We start from the raw sequence: 19,397 nt of genomic DNA, 5'->3' as shown, positions 1-19,397 counted from the left end.
TCTTATCTCCGAAACCGGGCTCTCAAAGCGTCGCCCGCTATGGTTTCCGTTTCTACGACGGTCCGTGTCCTGTCAACGCGCAGCCGGCAGGCAAACGCGGTTCAGGTGAGTTCGACGCCGTTTTCCACCGCCCACGCGGTCAGCGCGGCGCGCATGTCGCGCGGCGGGTTGGCGAGCAGCGCTGTCATGACCGGCGCCAACGCCGACCGATCGAGCGAGCGCGTCATCGCCTTGATCGGGCCGACCGCCGCCGGCGTGATCGACAGCCGCTCGATCCCGAGACCGATCAACGCCATCGCCTCCAGCGGCAACCCGCCCATCTCGCCGCAGACCGCCAGATCGACACCCGCCGCACGGACCGGCGCGACCAGCCGGGCGATGAAGCGCAGGATCGACGGGCTCAGCCAGTCGTAGCGCTCGGCAAGCTTGGGGTTCGCGCGATCGGCGGCGAACAGGAACTGCGTCAGATCGTTGGTGCCGATCGACAGGAAATCGATGTTCGGCAGCAGGATGTCGAGCATCTCGGCGAGCGCCGGCACTTCGAGCATCGCACCATAGCGGATCGCCAGCGGCATCTTTCGGCCGCGGCCCTCGAGCCAGTGACGTTGCGCCTCGAACAGCGCGCGCGCCTCGTCGAACTCCCACGGCTCGCTGACCATCGGGAACATCACGTTGAGCGTGCGACCGGCGGCGGCTTCGAGGAGCGCGCGGGCCTGCACCTTCATCAACCCGTCGCGCTCCAGGCCGAGACGCAGCGCGCGCCAGCCCATCGCCGGATTCTCCTCATCCGCATCGTGCTTGTTGAGATACGGCAACGCCTTGTCGCCGCCGATATCGACGGTGCGGAAGATCACCGGGCGATCGCCCGCCGCGTCGAGCACTTCGCGGTACAGCCGCTGCTGACGCTCGCGCTGCGGCAGCGTCGCGGAGACGAGGAACTGGAATTCGGTCCGGAACAGGCCGATGCCGTCGGCGCCGGTGATGTCGAGCGCGGCGACGTCGTCGCGCAGGCCTGCGTTGACCATCAGCGTCAGCCGGTGGCCGTCCTTGGTGATCGGGGGCACGTCGCGCAGCGCCGCGAACGCCGCCTTGCGCTTCTGGCGCATCGCGAGCCGCGCCTCGAACGCCTCCTCCATCGCCGCCGAAGGCCGCGCGAAGACGTTGCTCTCGGCGCTGTCGAGCAACAGCATGTCGCCTTCCGCCACGAGACGCCGAATGTCGCGGACGCGGCCGAGCACCGGCACGCCCATCGCGCGCGCGACGATCGTGACGTGCGCGGTCAGCGATCCTTCCTCAAGGATCACGCCCTTGAGCCGACGTTTGTCGTATTCCAGCAACTCGGCGGGTCCGAGGTTGCGCGCGATCAGGATGGTGTCCTGGCGCAGACCCATCTGCGCCGCGGTGCCCATCTGGCCCGAGACGATCCGGAGCAGCCGGTTCGACAGGTCCTCCAGATCGTGCATCCGGTCGGCGAGCAGCGGATCGTCGATCTGGCGCATGCGCTGGCGGGTGCGTTGCTGGACGCGTTCGATCGCCGCCTCGGCGGTGAGGCCGGAGTCGATCGCTTCGTTGATGCGCCGCGCCCAACCCTCGTCATAGGCGAACATCTTGTAGGTCTGGAGCACTTCGACATGCTCGCCGCCGACGCCGAATTCGGCATCGCGCGTCATCCGGTCGATGCCTTCGCGCATCTTGTCGAACGCGGCGTAGACGCGGTGGCGCTCGGCGTCGGTGTCCTCGGCGACGGTGTGCTCGATATGGATGCGCGGCTGGTGATAGACCGCGTAGCCCGCGCCCATGCCGTCGACGAGCTTTTGACCGGGGATCCGCATCGCCGCGGTCGACTGCGGCCGGTCCGCGCCGCCGCCGGTGGTATCGATCAGCCCTGCGTTGGCGATCAGTTCGGAGAGCACCATCGCGACCGTCTGCAGCGCCTCGATCTCGACGTCCGCATATTTGCGACGGTCGGTGTGCTGGACGGCCAGCACCCCCACCGAGCGCTCACGGCGGATGATCGGAACGCCCGCAAAACTGTGGAACCGGTCCTCGCCGGTCTCGGGCTTGTAGGCGAAATCGGGGTGGCTGGCGGCTTCGTCGAGGTTGAGCACCTCGATATCCTCGGCGATCGTCCCAACCAGCCCCTCGCCCATCGCCAGTTTGGTGACGTGGACCGCGGCCTGATCAAGGCCACGCGTGGCGAACAGTTCGAGCACGCCTTCGCGCAGAAGGTAGATCGAGCACACCTCGCTATCGATCGCGGTGGCGATGATGCCGACGACCGAATTGAGCTTGGCTTGCGCGGACGTGCGCGACGCCATCACGTCGTGAAGGCTGGTGAGGATTTCGCGGGCAGAGGCGGCGGCCGAAAGGGGCATTCGGGTTGGCTATCAGATGAAGCGCTTGGGTGCCACGCAACAAAAGCAGTGTTGCGGCCAAGTTCGATCGATCTCTGGGTGTGGATTCTTACAAGTGCTTGTGAATTGCGACTTCTTCCCTCCCTGAAAGGGAGGGGTTGGGGGTGGGTCGGCCAGTTTAGCCCCCGAGGTCTGGAATGTGCGGACGCCGACCCACCCCCTGCCCCTCCCTTCCAGGGAGGGGGGAGAAGTCAGGTGTCGAACAAGCCGTCCTGACTGCCGGTTGGTGGGTTGAGGCCCAGATGTTTCCAACCGCCCGCGTTCAGGAACCGCCCGCGAGCGGTGCGCGCGATCAGGCCGAGCTGGATCAGATACGGCTCGATCACTTCCTCGATCGTATCGCGCGGCTCGCTGAGCCCTGCGGCAAGTGTCTCCACGCCGACCGGACCGCCGCGGTAGATGTCGGCGATCATCATCAGATAACGCCGATCCATTGCGTCGAGCCCGAGCGAATCGACCTCCAGCCGGTTAAGCGCCGCATCCGCCGCCCGCGCGTCGACCGTCTCGTGCCCCGCGACATTGGCGAAATCGCGCACCCGACGCAGCAATCGCCCGGCGATGCGCGGCGTACCGCGGGCGCGGCGCGCGATCTCCATCGCACCGTCCTTGGCGATCCCCAGCCCGAGCAACCCGGCGGCACGCGTGACGACGCGCTCGAGTTCCTCGACGGTGTAGAATTGCAGCCGCACCGGGATGCCGAAGCGATCCCTCAACGGCGTCGTCAGCAGGCCTTGCCGCGTGGTCGCGCCGATCAGCGTGAACCGCGGCAGGTCGATCCGCACCGATCGCGCGGATGGCCCCTCGCCGATCATCAGATCGAGCGCACGGTCCTCCATTGCCGGATACAACACCTCCTCGACCGCAGGCTGCAGCCGGTGGATCTCGTCGATGAACAGCACGTCGCCGTCCTCGAGATTGGTCAACAGCGCGGCAAGATCACCCGACTTGGCGATCACCGGGCCCGAGGTGGCGCGGAACCCCACCCCCATCTCGCGCGCGACGATCTGCGCCAGCGTGGTCTTGCCGAGCCCCGGCGGCCCGAAGAACAGCACGTGATCGAGCGCATCGCCGCGCGATTTCGCCGCCTGGATAAAGATGCGAAGATTCTCGCGCGCGGCCTTCTGCCCGACGAATTCGTCGAGCGTTTTAGGGCGCAGCGCAGCGTCTATGTCTTCGGGGCGCTTGGCTGCGGTCAGGATGCGGTCGTCTGTCACTGATCTTTCCGGAACGTACGCGGCACGTCGCGCGCCTGATGGATGATGCGATCGATCGACACCTTGTCGGCCTCGACCCGGTATAGAATGCGATGCGGCCGGAGCGAGAGACTACGGACCGGCTGTGTGAACTCGAACCGTCGCTGACCGGCAAGCGGATTGCGCCGCAATAGCCCGAACAGCCGCTCCAACCCGAGCATGTGCGCGTCCGACGCCGCAGCGCCGAAATCCCGAATGCCATCTGCCCTGATCTGCCGGAGATCGCGTAACGCCGCGACGCTAAGGCGGAGTTCAACCACGTGGTTCGGCAATCTCCGCCATGATCGCCCGAACATGATCTTCGGGTTCACCGTCCACCACGCCAGAGGCGATCCCCTCGTCGATCAGCGCCTGGACACGACCAACGTCGGCTTCATAAGTCTGCCGGTCCCTTTGCACGAGAGCCCGCAAAAAGTCCGACGGATCGACGTACCCCTCTGCCGATGCGCGCGTGTCCAGATAGTCCTGAAGATCGGCCGGCAGGGACACGTTGAGCTGAGCCATGTTCCCGATATAGTCCTGTTTCGCCGAACCGTCCAGCAGACCGGGAATGCTACCGCGACGCCTTCCGCAGCGCCAGTCGGACCAACGCGTCGAGCGTGGCGTCCGTCCCCAGTTCCTCTTCCGCCGCGGCGACGGCGGTGGAGGCTTCGGCGGGGCGGAACCCGAGGTTGAGCAGTGCCGACACCGCATCCGCACCCGCGCCAACGACAGGCGCCGCGGTGGTACCGCCCGGACCGAGCACGATACCGCCGGTCTTGTCCTTCAGCTCCATGACGATGCGCTGCGCGAGCTTGGGCCCGACACCGTTGGCGCGCGCGACCATCGCCTTGTCGCCGCTGGCGATCGCCCGCGACAGGTCATTGGGTTCGAGCGCGGACAGGATTGCCAGCGCGACGCGTGCACCGACGCCCTGCACGCCCGTCAGCAGGCGAAACCAGTCGCGTTCGGCCCCGCTCGAAAACCCGACGAGGCGGATCGAATCCTCCGACACGAGCATCTCGGTGAAGACAGTCGCCGCCTCGCCGATCGGGCCGAGCGTCGACAGCGTGCGTGCCGAGGCGCCGACCAGATAACCGACGCCGCCGACATCGATCACCGCATGATCGATACCGGTCGAGTCCAGACGTCCTTTGAGATGCGCGATCATGATCGATGGCGGTAGAACAATGCCGCGGTCGCGTCATCCCGGCAAAACGGGACCGGCATGACCGGTTTCGGTCCCCTCACCCTCGCAATTGGCTCGCCGCGGGTTCGCTGGCCTGGGAACGCGACGCCGTGGACGGCGCGGACTTGTGCACACCGTGGAGCGCCTGGGTGGGCGCGCCGATGACCGCGGCGCGCGCGCGCAGGCTCGCCTTCAGGAACACCGTCTCCGATGCCACGAACCGCCGCGGCGTCGTGCCGAGAAACGTGCCGGCATCGCGCAGGAAGTGCGAAGCATCGAAATAGCTGCTGTCGATCTTCGAATAATCGTTCAGCCCCGCATCGGTGATCAACCGGATGAACGACCGCAGGAACCGCGCCCGCCGCAGCAGCAGCTTCGGCGGCATCCCGAAATAGCGCGTCGCCATCCGGCGGAGTTCGTGCGTTGGGATATCGAGCCGGTCGGCGACATCCTTCATCTCGATCACCCCGTCGGTCACGGTCAGCGCACCGAACGCGCGGATCAGGTCTTCGCGCGGGTGGGGTCGCCGGAACAGCGAGGGAAGGATGGAGTCGAGCAGCGGCTTGATCTTGGCGTCGTCGTCCAGCAGGTCCAGCCCGTCGGCCAATCTGGTCGATATGGCGGGGCCCGCCACGCCCGCGAGCGGTACGACGCGGTTGTGGAAATCGCCCGCCGAGCGCACCGTCATCCGTGCCCAACCGAGCGCGCTCAAGCCGATACCGACGGCGATGCCACCGTGCGTCTCGGTGCGGAACGCCCTGCTGGTCGGACCATAGAGACTCGCGCGATCGAGCGGGCCGAAGCGGTGGTTGCCGATCGACACGTCGAGAGGACCAGCGTCGACGAGCACGGAGATCATCGCCGGTGCAGGCAGATACCAGTTGATCATCGGCGCGCGATCGACATTGGTGTAGATCGCGTAGCCGGTCACGAACTCCGCCAGCGCCGGATCGGGAAGGTCGTAGCGCATCCGCATGCCGGGTGGCATCGCAAAGGCCTCGATGGGCACGGCCGGGCTGTTGGTGCCCCCGCGCACGTGATCTACGAGCATCATTCCCCCTGAACGGCGTAGCAAAGTTTCTTTTCGGCACCGAAAAACCACGGCGATTGAACCGCGGCAGCCGAACCCCGCACGATCCTTAGCCTATCGTTACGCGGCAGTGCGAGCTTTATTCAAGTTAAACCGGGCGGGCGACTCTGGCGGCGATCCATACAACACGCGCAGCCCCGCAAGGCAGCGGCCCGGTCGAAGGACAGTGAACGCGGATTCGAACTGCCATCTCGGGCAGTAACGGGCAGGTCAGATGCCGAAGCCGCTCCGTCGCGACATCGCCGCCGCGCTGGCGACATGATGCGCATGCGTTATCGCCACCGCCAGCGCGTCGGCGGCGTCGGGCCCGGCGAGCTTCGCGCCCGGCAGCAATACCGCCATCATCGCCTGGATCTGCTTCTTGTCCGCGCCGCCGGTGCCGACCACGCCCTTCTTGACGGTCGAGGGGTGATATTCGCCGATATGCAGCCCGGCGCCGGCGGCAGCCAGAAGCACGACGCCGCGCGCTTGCCCGAGCTTCAACGTCGATTGCGCGTTGGTGTTGCCGAGCACTTCCTCGACCGCGGCACCATCGGGGCGTTCGGTGCGAATGACGTCGATCAGCGCATTGTAGAGCGCTGTCAGACGGCGAGGGAGCGCCATCGAAGGATCGGTCTTGATCTGGCCGTTGGCGATATGGCTCAGCCGGTTGCCGTCGGCGCGAATGACGCCCCAGCCAGTGGTGCCGAGGCCGGGGTCTAGTCCCAGGATGATCATGAGAAGAAAGAAGATTGGTTCGCGCGGAGGCGCGGAGGCGCGGAGGGGGTGCGCTTTTGGCTATCGTCTCGCGTCAGCGGGACTTTCACTTCATCGGGTTGGCCGACAGGTGACAGGCCGCTAGCGCGGAAGACGATTGCACGAAGCGCTACTCTCCGCGCCTCCGCGCCTCCGCGCGAACCAACCTTCTTCATCTTAACCAAGCGACTCCATGATCTCGTCGGAGATCTCGTAATTGCCCCACACCGTCTGCACGTCGTCGTCGTCGTCGAGCGCGTCGATCAGCTTGAACAGCGTCGCCGCATCGTCCGCACCGACCGCGACCATCACCTGCGGGCGCCAGGCGAGCTTTGCGCCTTCGGCCTCGCCGAGCTTCGCTTCCAGAGCCTTCGCCACCTCGTGGAGGTCGCCCTGCGCGGTCCAGACCTCATGACCGTCCTCGCTAGACGTGACGTCCTCGGCGCCCGCTTCGAGCGCTGCTTCGAACACCGTGTCGGCATCGCCCGCGCTCGCAGGGTACGAGATCAGCCCGACGCGATCGAATGCGTGGCTGACCGAACCGCCCGCGCCGAGATTGCCGCCGTTCTTGCCGACCGCGACGCGCACGTTGGTCGCGGTGCGGTTGCGGTTGTCGGTCAGTGCTTCGATGATCAGCGAAACGCCGCCGGGGCCAAAGCCCTCGTAGCGGATCTCTTCGTAATTCTCGGCATCGCCGCGGCTCGCCTTGTCGATCGAGCGCTGGATATTCTCCTTCGGCAGCGACGCCGCCTTGGCCGCGTTGACCGCCGCACGCAGGCGCGGGTTCATGTCGACGTCGGGCAGGCCCATCTTGGCCGCGACCGTGATTTCCCGGCTAAGCTTGCTGAACGCCGACGAGCGCTTCTTGTCCTGCGCGCCCTTGCGGTACATGATATTCTTGTATTTGGAATGGCCTGCCATCGGTGCCTCTAATAGCCTGATGCGGTGGCTTTAGGACGGTGAGGCCGTTTTCGCCAGAGCGTCGATCTTCTGCTCGATCGCGTCGAGCCGCGCGAGCACGAGATGATCGATCTTGTGGTGGACGCGCAAAATGTCGAGTTCGGCGCGCAGGTTGGTCTCGTAGTCGAGGCTCGCCGCCAAACGATCCTTCGCCGATTGCCGGTTCTGGCTCATCATGATCACCGGCGCCTGGATCGCGGCGACCGTCGACAGCATCAGGTTGAGGAAGATGTAGGGATACGGATCGAACGCCGCGCCGAAATGCGTCAGGATATCCGAGTTCAGCAGCATCCAGCCCAGCAGCACGACCGTAAAGGCGATGATGAACGCCCATGATCCACCGATCGCCGCGACCCGGTCCGACAGCCGCTCGCCGAAGGTCGATCGCTCGTCCGACACGTCGGCGGCGTCGCGGCTGACGGTGGTACCCGATTCGATCCCCGCGAGGACGCGGCGCTCCTCGTCGTCGAGATCGCCCGGCGCCTTGCCGAGCAGTCGCTGCGAGAGATCGGCGAGCAGGGATTGTTTCGTAGCCATGTTTTGCGCCCTAGCCTGGAATGCGGATTATGCCAGTGCGCAAAGCCCCCACTTGCGACGGAAGCGACAAAGACTCCTTGCTCCCACACGCCCGCACCTGCCAAACGCGCGGCATGACGGTTAGCGTGAATATGGGCACCGACGGCAATGGTACTGCCGTCGGCGTCGACCTGGAGGAACTACTCGCCACCCGCCTGTTGGTGCAGGGCAATTCGGGCTCGGGAAAATCGCATCTGCTACGCCGCTTGCTCGAGCGATCGGCGGGCCACGTCCAGCAGATCGTGATCGATCCGGAGGGCGATTTCGTGACGCTCGCGGGGCCGCATGGTCATGTCGTGATCGAGGCGGGCGACTATAGCGAACGCGAGATCTCACGCATCGCGACGCGGTTGCGCGAACACCGGACGTCCGCGGTGCTCAGCCTCGAAGGGCTGGAGGTCGAGGGCCAGATGCGCTGCGCCGCGTCGTTCCTCTCCGCGCTGTTCGATGCGCCGCGCGAGCATTGGTATCCCGTGCTGGTAGTGGTCGACGAAGCGCAGATGTTCGCGCCCGTCACCGGTGGCGAAGTGTCGGAAGAGGTGCGTCGTGCGTCGCTGGCGGCGATGACGAACCTGATGTGCCGCGGGCGCAAACGCGGGCTCGCCGGCGTGATCGCGACTCAGCGTCTGGCGAAGCTTGCGAAGAACGTCGCGGCGGAAGCGTCGAACTTCCTGATGGGCCGTACCTTCCTCGACATCGACATGGCGCGCGCGGCCGATCTGCTGGGCATGGAGCGGCGTCAGGCCGAGGCGATTCGCGATCTCCAGCGCGGCACGTTCATGGCGCTTGGGCCGGCAGTGTCGCGCCGGCCGATCACGGTGAAGATCGGCGACGTCGCGACGTCTGCGCGGAGCGGCAGCCCGAAGCTCACCCCCCTCCCCAGCGCCGCGCCGATGGACCTGCAGGACCTGTTGTCCGAGCCGGTGGTCGATGCCCCCGAACTCGGCCTGATGTTCGATTCGCGCCCGCGTCGCGTTCCCGCGGAGGAACTGCTCGACGGTATCGCCCGTCCGCCCGAGCCGCGCACCGCCGCACCGCCACCGCCCGAGAAGACCGACGACGAGGTCGAGGCGGTCTACGCCGACGTCTTCCGTGCGATCGTCGAGGATCCGGAGTCGACGCTGCGGCCGCCGTCGGTGCTGTTCCAGGATTTCCAGGTACGCTGCCGGATGGGCGGTCTCGCCAAGCCACCGCTCGATCTCCCCGGTTTCGTCCGGCGTCTCAGTTGCGCCCGCGCCGGAATCTTCGACATGACCGACGAGGCGTGGACGGCGGCGCTCGACGTGGCGAGCGGCCTCCCCGACGACATGCTAGGCGCGTTCCTGCTTGTGGCGCGTGCAGCGCGGGAGGGTGAACCCTGCCCATCCGACGCGCGTATCGCAGCCACATACGGCACGAGTTCGCTTGGCCGTGTGAAGCGGCTGATCGGCTATATCGAAAGCCGAGAGTTGATCGTCTGCCGCACCGATCTCGCCGGCAAGCGCTCGATCACGATCCCCGGGCTGGGCTGGACGACGCTGCCGGCGGAAGCGGCCTAGCGGATCGGCGTGAACTGCGCCGACACGAAACGCCACTCCTTGCCGAACCGCCGCGCGACGAAGCCGGCGCGCAGCGCGCGTGACTGTGGCTGGCCGTCCTTGCCGGGTACCGCATAAGCGATCCGCATCGTCACTACGCCAAGTGCCCCAGCAGGTCTTGCGATCGTCTCGGTGATCGTCATCGGCGGCGCGGGCTTCTTCTTGTCGGGCGCGTAGAACCCGATCACGCGCTCGAGGGAATCGACCTCGCCGACGGGCGATATTTCTTGGTATTCGGGCGCCATCATCGCGATCATCGCCGCCTGATCGAACCTGTTGCGGACCTGGACGAACGCCTCCGCCCGCTGCGCGAGCCGATGCGCATCGGTCTCGATCGATTGCGCCGCGACGGGAGCACTGACCAATGCCGCCGCAATTCCCAGAAATACCCGCATGCTCGCCCCCGATGCAATGTTGCATAACGGCAATACACCCAAGCTTCAGGTACAGCAATGACGAGACAAGTTGCTCAAGCTAGAATGCGAAAGCGATGACGAGACCTGCGACGACGCCGACTTGTACCATCGCGATCAGCTGTAGCCGGCCGACGAATGGTTGCTTTCGGGTCTTGTGCCGGTAGCGACCGCGCGCCCAGAACGCACCGGGGCTACCGCCAAGCGCCGCGAACCATAGCAAGCGTGACTCCGGAATGCGCCACGCGCCGGTCGACGATCGCCGCTTGTCGATCGCGAACGCGGCGACGGTAATCGCGTTGATGACTAGGAACAGGACTAACGCCGCGACGATCGGGAGAAACATTCTCTACCGGTACATCGAGCGGGTTAACGCGGTGCCCCCTCGCGACCCGACACCATGTCGGGAGAGGCACCGCGCGAGATCAGAAATCCTCAGATCATCCCCAACGCCTGGAGATACACCTCGAGGATCGCTTCCTCCTCCTGATATTCTTCCTTCTTCTTCTTCCGGATCGACAGGATCTTGCGGATCGCCTTGGGGTCGTACCCGCGGCCCTTGGCTTCGGCCATCACGTCCTTGATGTCGTCCGAGATACCCTTCTTCTCTTCTTCGAGACGCTCGGCGCGCTCAATCAGCAGGCGCAGTTCGTCCGCTGCGACCGCGCCGCCGCCCATGCCGTGTTGCCGTTCGTCAGACATCGAAAATTCCCCACTCGCCAGCGCCCACGCGCCGGCCAAAAGCCAATCAAGATACAAGCCCGCACCGGTGATCGTCGTCCGGAGACGTCCTGAATCATGCCGAATTGGGTGCGGGCCCGCGTCTAGGCGTTTACCGTGTTCGGCTCAAGCGACCCTGCGGGGGATCGTCGCGAATCAATTGCAGCCGTTCTCAGACCACTGCGTTCTTCGCGACGCTCGCCTTCATCCGTTCGAGCTGCTCGGGGGTCGCGTCGCCCTGGTGGTGCGTCTTCCACTCCGCATACGGCATCCCGTACACAGTCTCGCGTGCGACATCCTTCGTCATGCCGCCCGCTTCCTCGACCCAGTCGGACAGACAATTGCGACAGAAACCGGCGAGCCCCATCAGGTCGACGTTCTGCGCGTCTTCACGGTGGCGGAGGTGGCGGATCAGGCGACGAAAGGCCTGTGCCGCCACGGCATCGTCCAAAGTATCGAGGCGATCGGGGTTCATTACTGTGCTCCGTGGTTGATCCCGCGGAGATAGGGTTTAAGGCCCATCGCGGCAAAGATCTCCCCCAGGAAACGCCGAGGAAAACGCACCGCATGACCAAGGCCATCGCACCCCGTTCGCGGAAAGTCCGCATCCTCGCGACGCTAGGCCCTGCCAGCAGCACGCCCGAGATGATCGCGACGCTGTTCCGCACCGGCGCCGACGCGTTTCGAATCAACATGAGCCACGGCGACCAGCAGTCCAAGATCGCGGTGATCCAGGCGATTCGTGCGCTGGAGAAGGAATTCGGGCGGCCGTCCACGATTCTCGCCGACCTTCAGGGACCGAAGCTGCGCGTCGGCAAGTTCGATGGCGGCCGGACCGTGCTCGAAACCGGCTCGACCTTCGTGCTCGACCGCGACCCGACGCCGGGCGACGCAACACGTGTCGAACTGCCGCACGACGAGATCTTCGCGGCGATCGAGCCGGGCGCGCGCCTGCTGCTCGACGACGGCAAGCTCGTCCTCCGTGTCGTGTCGCATAGCCCGCGCGAGATCACGACGCGGGTCGAGGTCGGCGGCGCCTTGTCGAACAGCAAGGGGTTGAACGTCCCCGACGTGGTGCTGCCGATGGCGGCGCTGACCGAGAAGGATCGCAGCGATCTCGACTTCGCGGTCGACCAGGGCGTCGACTGGATCGCCTTGTCGTTCGTCCAGCGCCCCGAGGATCTGTGGGAAGCGCGCAAGCTGATCGGCGGCAAGGCGGCGCTGATGGCGAAGATCGAGAAGCCGGCGGCGATCGAGCGGCTCGAGGAGATCGTCGAGGCCTGCGACGGCGTGATGGTCGCGCGCGGCGATCTCGGCGTCGAGCTGCCACCGCAGCAGGTACCGCCCTTGCAGAAGCGCATCGTCGAGGTTTCGCGCCGGATGGGCCGCCCGGTGGTGGTCGCGACGCAGATGCTCGAATCGATGATCACGTCGCCCTCGCCGACGCGCGCGGAAGTGTCCGACGTCGCGACCGCGGTATATGATGGCGCGGATGCGATCATGCTGTCGGCGGAGAGCGCAGCGGGCGCGTGGCCGGTCGAATCGGTGGCGATGATGGATGCGATCGGCGTGTCGGTCGAGTCCGACCCCGAGCACGGCGACCGCATGCACTTCACCGTAATGAAGCCTGATCCGACGACCGCGGACGCGCTCGCCGAGGCCGCGAAGACCATCGCCGCTACCGTGTCGGCGGTGGCGATCATCTGCTTCACGACCTCGGGCTCGACTGCGCGCCGAATCGCGCGCGAGCGGCCTTCGGTGCCGTTGCTGGTGCTCACGCCGAGCCAGGAGACCGCGCGGCGGCTTGGGCTGCTGTGGGGGACGCATGCGGTGCATACGCGCGACGTCGAGTCGTTCGAGGACATGGTGGCGAAGTCGAAGCGGATGGCTTTGCGGCATGGGATGGCCAAGGCTGGCGACCGGGTGATCGTGCTGGCGGGCGTGCCGTTCCGGACGCCTGGGTCGACCAACGTGCTGCATGTGGTTCGGATCGTCGGGGATGAACTCAAGGGGCATCATTCGCAGGTTTAAGCTTTGGATGCGGTGGAGGCGACGAGCCAAGGTGCGGCTCCCCCTTCTCCTCCCCTCCCTGGAAGGGAGGGGTCGGAGGTGGGTCGGCTCCCACACGGTCCAACGCTAGTGGCCTAAACCGGCCAACCCACCCCCAGCCCCTCCCTTCCAGGGAGGGCGGCAAAGTGAATTGCGGCGTTGGTCTGCCCCTTGTCGTGACATCGCGGCGGCTGATGCGTCTCTCGAACTGCCCGCGCGTCGGTAATCCGAATGGTAAAGTCCCATCGAAGGACATTCGCATTCAGGCGCATGCGCATCGGTAGACCTGCTGTTCCCTCGCGAACGCGGGGGTCCAGGGTACCGGTGCGCTACGGTATTCAGCTGGGCCCCCGCGTCTGCGGCGAACGGCTCAGGGGCGGTCCGCATCTTCCGTGCGGTTCTGACGGTCGAACACCCAGATTGCGCCACTACCAAGCCCTCCCCAACCCCATGCCGGGCTCGTTCCGGCCTCCACCGTGCCGCAAGCCAACCGCATTCGTGCGGCGGTGGGCCCCGGCTTCCACCGGGGTGACGGGAGGGGGTTTGAGCCTCCTGGGTGTTCCGTGACGACTTTCGGTTCCGTACGAAGCCCGCATTCCAGGGCTCGTGTCGAACAACGCTATCCCGCGCGACCGAGGGCGCGCAACCGAACAGATTTTCCGGCACCCCAACGGAGCGAAGCCCCTCACCCAACCTAAGCCCACCACCCCGGCGGAGGCCGGGGCCCAGTTGGGGGACGGCGATTGCGATGCTCCCCGCTTCGTTACTGCAACCTTGCCAACTGGGCCCCGGCCTCCGCCGGGGTGGTACCTCCGCCGGGGTGGTACCTCCGCTGGGGGTAACAGCCTCGTGATGCACCTTACCGCTACGGAACCCCAACCGCGGTTCGAGCCAAACTGTGGTCAGGCCTCACCAACCCAATCTAGGCTAGCGCTCCGCGCCCGAATACGCGATGCCGCGCGGAACGGACCGCACGGGAGGGCGAACGCAATGACATTACGCGAAAAGATCGGTTGGGGCGCACTCGCCCTGCTCGCAGCCTGCGCGCTCGCGGCCGTCGCGTTCGAGCGCGGCGAGCATGTAAACGCGCTGTGGATCGTGACCGCCGCCGTGTCGGTCCAGCTGATCGCGTACCGGTTCTACGCGCGCTACATCGCGCGGCATGTGATGCAGCTCGACCCGTCGCGGCCTACCCCAGCGCTCCGCCGAGCCGACGGCCTCGATTACGTCGCGACCGACCGCAACGTCCTGTTCGGCCACCATTTCGCCGCCATCGCCGGTGCTGGACCGCTCGTTGGCCCGGTGCTTGCCGCGCAGATGGGGTACCTCCCCGGCACGCTCTGGATCCTTGCCGGCGTCGTGCTGGCGGGCGCGGTGCAGGACTTCATGATCCTATTCATCTCGATGCGGCGTGACGGGCGTTCGCTCGGCGAACTGATCCGCATGGAGATGGGCGCGATTCCCGGCGTGATCGCGCTGATCGGTGCGTTCGCGATCATGGTCATCATCCTCGCCGTGCTCGCGCTGATCGTCGTGCGCGCGCTCGCCGGCAGCCCGTGGGGGCTGTTCACCGTCGCCGCGACGATCCCGCTCGCGTTCCTGATGGGCATCTACACGCGCTGGATCCGCCCTGGAAAGGTCGGCGAAGTCTCCGTTCTCGGTGTCATCGGGCTGCTGGCGGCGATCGTCTATGGCGGCACGGTTGCCGCCTCGCCGACGCTCGCGCCGCTGTTCACGCTGACTTCGGTGCAGCTCTGCGTGCTGATGGTCGGCTATGGCGCGGTCGCATCTGTTCTCCCGGTGTGGCTGCTGCTGGCCCCCCGCGACTACCTCTCCACCTTCCTCAAGATCGGCGCGATCGTCGCGCTCGCGATCGGTATCGCGGTCGTCGCGCCACCGCTACGGATGCCGGCGCTGACCCCGTTCATCGACGGCTCCGGCCCGGTCTGGTCGGGCGGGCTCTTCCCGTTCCTGTTCATCACGATCGCGTGCGGCGCGGTCTCTGGCTTCCACGCACTGATCGCGAGCGGCACCACGCCCAAGCTGATCGCCAGCGAAGGCGACGCGCAGTTCATCGGGTACGGCGCGATGCTGATGGAGAGCTTCGTCGCAATCATGGCGCTGGTCGGCGCGTCGATCCTCGATCCCGGCGTGTATTTCGCGATGAACAGCCCGGCGGCGGTGGTTGGCACCGACTTCGCCTCGGCCGCAACCGCAGTGACCGCTATGGGCTTCCCGATCACGCCGGAGCTGCTCGCACAGACCGCGAAGGACGTCGGCGAGACCACGATCGTCTCACGGACGGGCGGCGCGCCGACGCTGGCGGTGGCGATGTCGGAGATCTTCAGCCACCTCGTCGGCGGGCAGGCGATGAAGGCGTTCTGGTATCATTTCGCGATCCTGTTCGAGGCGCTGTTCATCCTCACCGCGGTCGACGCGGGCACGCGTGCCGGGCGGTTCATGTTGCAGGACCTGATCGGGCTCGCGGTGCCGTCGTTCCGCAATGCCTCGGCGATCGTACCGGGGCTGATCGCGACTGCGCTATGTGTCGTTGCCTGGGGCTTCTTCCTGTACCAGGGCGTCACCGATCCCTTGGGCGGAGTGAACACGCTGTGGCCGTTGTTCGGCATCTCGAACCAGATGCTCGCGGCGGTCGCGCTGGTGCTGGCCACCGTCGTGCTGTTCCGGATGAAACGCCAGCGTTATGCGTGGGTGACGATCCTGCCCGCCGCATGGCTGTGCCTGTGCACGATCACTGCCGGGCTGATGAAGCTGTTCGCGAGCGATCCGAAGGTCGGCTTCCTCGCACATGCGTCGAAGTTCGCCAATGCGGCGGCGCGGGGGGAACTGCTCGCGCCGGCCAAGACGATGGCGGAGATGCAGCGGATCGTGCTCAACGACCGGATCGACGCGGGGCTGTGCGCGCTGTTCCTGGCGGTGGTGCTGTCGATCGTCTTCTTCGGCATCCGCACCTGTCTCGCGGCGCTGAAGATCGACCGGCCGACGGTGACCGAAGTCCCGCCGCAGCTGGTCGCCGCAGAATGATCCGCGCGCTCTACGCAAAGGTCCGCGAGACCGCGCTGCTGATGGTCGGCGTGCCGTCCTATGCCGCGTACCGCCAGCACATGGCCGAGCGGCATCCCGACCACGCGCCGATGGACGAACGCACGTTCTTCCGCGATCGCCAGGAGGCGCGATACGGCAGCAAGGGCGGGGGACGCTGCTGTTGAGCGATCGGGTTTCCACCGTTGCGCGATTGCGGAGCGCGACGGCAGCGGATCACGACGCGGTCGATGCAGGGTTTGGACGCTACGACCTGACCAATGCGAACGATTACCGGGCGTTCCTGATCGCACATGCCAGGGCCTTGCCCGCGGTCGAGGCTTGGCTGACCGCTATTCCGGGGCTGGCGACGGTTCGGTCGCGCGGGACAGAGCTTGCCGCGGACCTCGCCGCGCTGGGCGAAGACATGCCCGCGCCGATGGCGTTCGACGTCCCGGCGAGCACGGCAGCCGGGTGGGGCGCGATGTATGTGGTCGAAGGGTCGCGGCTCGGTGGTGTCATGCTGTCGCGGTCGGTTCCCGACGGGATGCCCTCGGCCTATCTCGGCGCCAAACATCTGTCGGGCGAGTGGCGCGCATTGCTGACCGCGATCGACGGCGAAACCGCCGACGAGGCCTGGATCAAGCAGGCCATCGTCGGCGCCAAGGCAGCGTTCGACCTGTATCGGCGCGCGCCGGCCTGATCTCCCTGATCTCAGCGCAGGAGCTTCGGCGCTTCCTTGCGGATCATGTCCTGCACCTTGCTCGCGAACAGCCCGAGAATCCCGGGCAGGTCGACGACCGCGTGGACGTTGGTCTCGAACACGGTGACCGCGCTGGCGATCGTCTGGCCCATCGCCTTGACGGTGAAGTGTAGCGTGTCGCCGTCCCAGCGGTGATCGGTCACAGAACCGCCGGGAATGTTCGCGCCGATCTTGTCGATGCTGCCGTCGAGCCGCGCGCGAACCGCGGCCTTGCCGAGCTGATGGGGTACGTCAACGGTGATGGGAGTGCCCATTTCTATTCCTTAAGTCGCGAAAAGCATGTCGTCGTTGGCGAACGCCTTGAACTCCAGCGCGTTGCCCGACGGGTCGAGAAAGAACATCGTCGCCTGCTCGCCGGGCTCGCCCTTGAAGCGGATGTACGGCGCGATCCCGAACTGGACGCCGGCGGCGGTGACGCGTTCGGACAGCGCGGTCCAGTCGTCCATCGTCAGCACGACGCCGAAATGCGGGACCGGGACGGCGTGGCCATCGACCGCGTTCTCGACCGCGACGGGTTTGGCCGAGGGGTCGAGGTGCGCGACGATCTGGTGGCCGAACAGATCGAAGTCGATCCACTGCTCGCTGGAGCGGCCTTCGCGGCAGCCGAGGGTCGCGCCGTAGAAGGTGCGGGCGGCTGTGAGGTCGTGGACCGGGAAGGCGAGGTGGAAGGGGCGTAGGGTCATGGAGGGAAGATAGATCGTGGTTGAGAGTTCGTCGACCCGGCGGATTACGTGGGTGCTTTTACCCACCCGCAATACCGTCAGCCCGCCCTACCTTGTTCTCCCGCAAAGGCGGGAGTCCGGTCTGGGCTCCCGCCTTCGCGGGAGAACAAGCTTTGGGGTGTACGTCCCTCCCCCACGCTACTCCACCCCCTCGGAGGCCGGGGCCCAGTTGGAAAGGTCGCCGTAACGAAGCGCAGTTCCCCGTTAGTTACCTCCCCCAACTGGCCCCCGGCCTTCGCCGGGGTGGTGCTAGAGGTCGGGGGGCGCTCTTCATGCCCCCGCCCCATCACACCGAAAACATTGCCCCCCCTTCCCCGCCACGGCATAGCGCGAGCGTGAACCGTTACCCTGCCCTCGCCTGCCTCGTGCTCGGTGCGCTTGCCGCGACCGGGTTCGCCCCGCTCGATCTCTGGCCGCTGACGCTTGTCGCGTTCGCGGTGTGGATGAAGCTCGTCCACGACGCGCCGACCTTGCGTAACGCGCTGTGGCGCGGATGGCTGTTCGGGCTCGGGCATTTCACGATCAACAGCAACTGGGTCCAGCACGCGTTCGACTTCCAGGACGCGATGCCGCCGGTGCTCGGCTATTTCGCCGCGGTCGGCCTCGCGCTGTACCTCGCGGTGTTCCCGATGCTCGCCGGCGCGCTCGCCTGGCGGATCGCACGGCGGCCCGGCACGCCCGACGCGACGTTCGTGCTGATCTTCGCCGCCGCCTGGATCACGACCGAGTGGCTCCGCGCGACGCTGTTCACCGGTTATGCCTGGGATCCGCTGAGCGTCGTCTGGCTCCCCGCGATCGGCGTCGCGCGACTGTCCGCGTGGATCGGCACCTACGCGTTGTCCGGCGTGACCCTATTGGCGGCAGGCGCGCTGCTGCTGCTCACCGTACGCCGCTGGACGCTGCCGGCGATCGCCATCCCCGCCCTCGGACTCGCCGCACTGTCCGCGCTCTGGACCAACGCGCCGCCGCCCGCCCCCGGCACGCCGCTGGTCCGTGTGGTCCAGCCGGATATCGGCCAGGAGGACCGCAATGAATCCGACGGCGAGCGCGTGCTTTCCGCGCTCGAAAAGCTCAGCGGCCAAGGCGGCGCCACCCCGCGTCTGGTCGTCTGGCCCGAGGGCGTCGTCCGCGATTACGTCGAGGATGGCTATCCGTTCTACGCTTACGGCTGGTCGAGCCCGCTCTATCTCCGCCGCCGGATGGCGCGGCTGCTCGGCCCGGACGATATGCTGCTGATCGGCGGCACCGCGCTCGAGTTCGATGGCAAGGACCGCATTTCGGGCGCGGCCAATTCGGTGTTCGCGCTCGACGCGCAGGCGCGGTTGCGCGGTCGCTATGACAAAGCGCACCTCGTGCCGTACGGCGAGTACCTCCCGATGCCGTGGCTGCTGAAGCCGCTCGGTCTTGCGCGGCTCGTCCCCGGCGACTTCGACTTCACCTCGGGCAAGGGTCCTGCGAACCTGACGTTGCCGGGCTTCGGCGCGATCGGCATGCAAATCTGCTACGAGATCATTTTCTCGGGCGACGTGGTCGATCGCGCGCACCGCCCGCGGATCCTGTTCAACCCGTCGAACGACGCCTGGTTCGGCAAATGGGGTCCGCCGCAGCATCTCGCGCAAGCCCGGATGCGCGCGATCGAGGAGGGGTTGCCGATCCTCCGCGCCACCCCGACGGGTATCTCGGCGATCATCGCCGCCGATGGCCGCCTCGTCGCGACCGTTCCGCACGAGACCGCCGGCGCGATCGAGCAACCGATGCCGTCCGCACTGCCGCCGACGCTGTTCTCGCGTGTCGGCAACGCGATGGCGGCGATCGTCGCGGCGCTAATGCTTGCAAGCGCGGTTGCCGTGCGCCGTCGGCGTCGCTAGAAGGTCATATAAAGCTTTCCTTATATGTCGCTCCCCGACGCTCTGTC

The 19,397-nt window shown here is 66.5% G+C and carries 21 protein-coding genes; 6 read left to right on the top strand and 15 right to left on the bottom strand.

The genetic code is table 11. The annotated features are described in order from the left end of the window. Window positions 1-101: 101 nt before the first annotated feature. The 9 genes from ptsP to C8J47_RS02270 all read right to left on the bottom strand — a co-directional run bounded on the left by ptsP (window position 102) and on the right by C8J47_RS02270 (window position 8,157). On the bottom strand, window positions 102-2,375 hold the full coding sequence (gene ptsP / locus C8J47_RS02310) for a phosphoenolpyruvate--protein phosphotransferase (protein WP_121884275.1): 2,274 nt from the start codon (window positions 2,373-2,375) through the stop codon (window positions 102-104). 230 nt (window positions 2,376-2,605) lie between these two features. Then, a complete protein-coding gene (gene ruvB / locus C8J47_RS02305) occupies window positions 2,606-3,628 on the bottom strand; it encodes a Holliday junction branch migration DNA helicase RuvB (protein ID WP_121884274.1) in 1,023 nt (340 codons plus the stop codon). Next, a complete protein-coding gene (locus C8J47_RS02300; protein WP_183128994.1) occupies window positions 3,625-3,927 on the bottom strand; it encodes a type II toxin-antitoxin system RelE/ParE family toxin in 303 nt (100 codons plus the stop codon). The genes ruvB and C8J47_RS02300 overlap by 4 nt, the downstream gene beginning before the upstream one ends. After that, entirely contained in the window at window positions 3,920-4,171 is a 252-nt protein-coding gene (locus tag C8J47_RS02295; protein ID WP_121884272.1) for a type II toxin-antitoxin system ParD family antitoxin, read from the bottom strand. Before C8J47_RS02295 ends, C8J47_RS02300 begins: the two co-directional genes overlap by 8 nt. A gap of 49 nt (window positions 4,172-4,220) precedes the next feature. Next, complete coding sequence (ruvA, locus tag C8J47_RS02290) at window positions 4,221-4,817, bottom strand: Holliday junction branch migration protein RuvA (protein ID WP_121884271.1); 597 nt, start codon at window positions 4,815-4,817, stop codon at window positions 4,221-4,223. A gap of 76 nt (window positions 4,818-4,893) precedes the next feature. Then, entirely contained in the window at window positions 4,894-5,844 is a 951-nt protein-coding gene (locus tag C8J47_RS02285) for a hypothetical protein (protein ID WP_147454265.1), read from the bottom strand. 291 nt (window positions 5,845-6,135) lie between these two features. Beyond that, entirely contained in the window at window positions 6,136-6,642 is a 507-nt protein-coding gene (gene ruvC / locus C8J47_RS02280) for a crossover junction endodeoxyribonuclease RuvC (RefSeq protein ID WP_060526511.1), read from the bottom strand. A 195-nt stretch (window positions 6,643-6,837) separates the two neighbouring features. Beyond that, window positions 6,838-7,581, bottom strand: coding sequence for a YebC/PmpR family DNA-binding transcriptional regulator (locus tag C8J47_RS02275; RefSeq protein WP_056477859.1), 744 nt, complete (start codon window positions 7,579-7,581; stop codon window positions 6,838-6,840). Window positions 7,582-7,611: 30 nt separating this feature from the next. Next, window positions 7,612-8,157: a DUF1003 domain-containing protein gene (locus C8J47_RS02270; protein ID WP_121884269.1), complete on the bottom strand. Its 546-nt coding sequence runs from the start codon at window positions 8,155-8,157 to the stop codon at window positions 7,612-7,614. Between the two features lie 113 nt (window positions 8,158-8,270). On the opposite strand from C8J47_RS02270, the gene C8J47_RS02265 reads away from it, so the two are divergent. Beyond that, entirely contained in the window at window positions 8,271-9,734 is a 1,464-nt protein-coding gene (locus C8J47_RS02265; protein ID WP_056051716.1) for an ATP-binding protein, read from the top strand. On the opposite strand, the gene C8J47_RS02260 is transcribed toward C8J47_RS02265, so the two are convergent. The 4 genes from C8J47_RS02260 to C8J47_RS02245 all read right to left on the bottom strand — a co-directional run bounded on the left by C8J47_RS02260 (window position 9,731) and on the right by C8J47_RS02245 (window position 11,381). After that, entirely contained in the window at window positions 9,731-10,168 is a 438-nt protein-coding gene (locus C8J47_RS02260) for a nuclear transport factor 2 family protein (RefSeq protein WP_121884268.1), read from the bottom strand. The genes C8J47_RS02265 and C8J47_RS02260 overlap by 4 nt on opposite strands. A 79-nt stretch (window positions 10,169-10,247) precedes the next feature. Further along, window positions 10,248-10,532, bottom strand: coding sequence for a DUF1294 domain-containing protein (locus C8J47_RS02255; protein WP_121884267.1), 285 nt, complete (start codon window positions 10,530-10,532; stop codon window positions 10,248-10,250). An 89-nt stretch (window positions 10,533-10,621) separates the two neighbouring features. Further along, window positions 10,622-10,864 (bottom strand): DUF2312 domain-containing protein, encoded by a 243-nt coding sequence (locus tag C8J47_RS02250; protein ID WP_197942503.1) that lies wholly within the window; start codon window positions 10,862-10,864, stop codon window positions 10,622-10,624. 214 nt (window positions 10,865-11,078) lie between these two features. Further along, window positions 11,079-11,381, bottom strand: a complete 303-nt coding sequence (locus C8J47_RS02245) for a DUF1244 domain-containing protein (RefSeq protein WP_121884266.1) — start codon at window positions 11,379-11,381, stop codon at window positions 11,079-11,081. 92 nt (window positions 11,382-11,473) lie between these two features. On the opposite strand from C8J47_RS02245, the gene pyk reads away from it, so the two are divergent. From pyk to C8J47_RS02225, 4 genes are all read left to right on the top strand, one after another. Beyond that, on the top strand, window positions 11,474-12,937 hold the full coding sequence (gene pyk, locus C8J47_RS02240; RefSeq protein ID WP_121884265.1) for a pyruvate kinase: 1,464 nt from the start codon (window positions 11,474-11,476) through the stop codon (window positions 12,935-12,937). A gap of 1,008 nt (window positions 12,938-13,945) precedes the next feature. Beyond that, window positions 13,946-16,000, top strand: coding sequence for a carbon starvation CstA family protein (locus tag C8J47_RS02235; RefSeq protein WP_121884264.1), 2,055 nt, complete (start codon window positions 13,946-13,948; stop codon window positions 15,998-16,000). Then, window positions 15,997-16,185, top strand: coding sequence for a YbdD/YjiX family protein (locus tag C8J47_RS02230; protein WP_121884263.1), 189 nt, complete (start codon window positions 15,997-15,999; stop codon window positions 16,183-16,185). The genes C8J47_RS02235 and C8J47_RS02230 overlap by 4 nt, the downstream gene beginning before the upstream one ends. After that, window positions 16,182-16,700, top strand: coding sequence for a biliverdin-producing heme oxygenase (locus tag C8J47_RS02225; protein WP_147454264.1), 519 nt, complete (start codon window positions 16,182-16,184; stop codon window positions 16,698-16,700). The genes C8J47_RS02230 and C8J47_RS02225 overlap by 4 nt, the downstream gene beginning before the upstream one ends. Window positions 16,701-16,711: 11 nt before the next feature. Here C8J47_RS02225 and C8J47_RS02220 read toward each other — a convergent pair whose 3' ends face one another. Together C8J47_RS02220 and C8J47_RS02215 are read right to left on the bottom strand one after the other, a co-directional pair. Next, a complete protein-coding gene (locus tag C8J47_RS02220) occupies window positions 16,712-17,014 on the bottom strand; it encodes a polyhydroxyalkanoic acid system family protein (protein ID WP_056051730.1) in 303 nt (100 codons plus the stop codon). A 9-nt stretch (window positions 17,015-17,023) separates the two neighbouring features. After that, the gene (locus C8J47_RS02215; RefSeq protein ID WP_121884261.1) at window positions 17,024-17,443 is read right to left on the bottom strand and encodes a VOC family protein; all 420 of its coding nucleotides are present in this window, start codon (window positions 17,441-17,443) and stop codon (window positions 17,024-17,026) included. A gap of 374 nt (window positions 17,444-17,817) precedes the next feature. On the opposite strand from C8J47_RS02215, the gene lnt reads away from it, so the two are divergent. After that, window positions 17,818-19,350: an apolipoprotein N-acyltransferase gene (gene lnt / locus C8J47_RS02210; RefSeq protein WP_183128993.1), complete on the top strand. Its 1,533-nt coding sequence runs from the start codon at window positions 17,818-17,820 to the stop codon at window positions 19,348-19,350. Window positions 19,351-19,397 lie beyond the last annotated feature (47 nt).

The organism is Sphingomonas sp. PP-F2F-G114-C0414, from assembly GCF_003688595.1.
GTDB lineage: Bacteria > Pseudomonadota > Alphaproteobacteria > Sphingomonadales > Sphingomonadaceae > Sphingomonas.
The sequence above is the reverse complement of the archived record's forward strand: the minus strand, read 5'-3'. Positions and strand labels throughout refer to the sequence as shown.

Coding starts and splice junctions, on each gene's coding strand:
- pyk (WP_121884265.1), top strand. CDS start 11,474: ATGACCAAGGCCATCGCACCCCGTTCGCGGAAAGTCCGCATCCTCGCG.
- C8J47_RS02260 (WP_121884268.1), bottom strand. CDS start 10,168: ATGCGGGTATTTCTGGGAATTGCGGCGGCATTGGTCAGTGCTCCCGTC.
- C8J47_RS02230 (WP_121884263.1), top strand. CDS start 15,997: ATGATCCGCGCGCTCTACGCAAAGGTCCGCGAGACCGCGCTGCTGATG.
- C8J47_RS02265 (WP_056051716.1), top strand. CDS start 8,271: ATGACGGTTAGCGTGAATATGGGCACCGACGGCAATGGTACTGCCGTC.
- C8J47_RS02245 (WP_121884266.1), bottom strand. CDS start 11,381: ATGAACCCCGATCGCCTCGATACTTTGGACGATGCCGTGGCGGCACAG.
- C8J47_RS02295 (WP_121884272.1), bottom strand. CDS start 4,171: ATGGCTCAGCTCAACGTGTCCCTGCCGGCCGATCTTCAGGACTATCTG.
- C8J47_RS02215 (WP_121884261.1), bottom strand. CDS start 17,443: ATGACCCTACGCCCCTTCCACCTCGCCTTCCCGGTCCACGACCTCACA.
- ruvA (WP_121884271.1), bottom strand. CDS start 4,817: ATGATCGCGCATCTCAAAGGACGTCTGGACTCGACCGGTATCGATCAT.
- C8J47_RS02220 (WP_056051730.1), bottom strand. CDS start 17,014: ATGGGCACTCCCATCACCGTTGACGTACCCCATCAGCTCGGCAAGGCC.
- ptsP (WP_121884275.1), bottom strand. CDS start 2,375: ATGCCCCTTTCGGCCGCCGCCTCTGCCCGCGAAATCCTCACCAGCCTT.
- C8J47_RS02250 (WP_197942503.1), bottom strand. CDS start 10,864: ATGGGCGGCGGCGCGGTCGCAGCGGACGAACTGCGCCTGCTGATTGAG.
- C8J47_RS02235 (WP_121884264.1), top strand. CDS start 13,946: ATGACATTACGCGAAAAGATCGGTTGGGGCGCACTCGCCCTGCTCGCA.
- C8J47_RS02270 (WP_121884269.1), bottom strand. CDS start 8,157: ATGGCTACGAAACAATCCCTGCTCGCCGATCTCTCGCAGCGACTGCTC.
- C8J47_RS02275 (WP_056477859.1), bottom strand. CDS start 7,581: ATGGCAGGCCATTCCAAATACAAGAATATCATGTACCGCAAGGGCGCG.
- C8J47_RS02255 (WP_121884267.1), bottom strand. CDS start 10,532: ATGTTTCTCCCGATCGTCGCGGCGTTAGTCCTGTTCCTAGTCATCAAC.
- ruvC (WP_060526511.1), bottom strand. CDS start 6,642: ATGATCATCCTGGGACTAGACCCCGGCCTCGGCACCACTGGCTGGGGC.